Annotated in this window: 1 rRNA gene; it reads right to left on the bottom strand. The window is 55.6% G+C overall.

Annotation, left to right across the window (positions count from 1 at the left end):
- Positions 1-329: ribosomal RNA gene (locus ACF8PK_RS13770) — 16S ribosomal RNA — on the bottom strand; the annotation flags it as partial.

The following is a 329-nucleotide window of genomic DNA, read 5'->3' as shown; positions in this document are numbered from 1 at the left end:
TACTTTACAACCCGAAGGCCTTCTTCATACACGCGGCATGGCTGCATCAGGCTTGCGCCCATTGTGCAATATTCCCCACTGCTGCCTCCCGTAGGAGTCTGGACCGTGTCTCAGTTCCAGTGTGGCTGATCATCCTCTCAGACCAGCTAGGGATCGTCGCCTTGGTGAGCCCTTACCTCACCAACTAGCTAATCCCACCTGGGCATATCCTGACGCGAGAGGCCCGAAGGTCCCCCTCTTTGAGCCGAAGCTATCATGCGGTATTAGCCATCGTTTCCAATGGTTATCCCCCACATCAGGGCAATTTCCCAGGCATTACTCACCCGTCC

Source organism: Vibrio sp. CJQ_6, assembly GCF_043106745.1.
Taxonomy (GTDB): Bacteria; Pseudomonadota; Gammaproteobacteria; order Enterobacterales; family Vibrionaceae; genus Vibrio; species Vibrio furnissii.
Note: the sequence above shows the minus strand (reverse complement) of the source record. Positions and strands in the feature narration are given on the sequence as shown.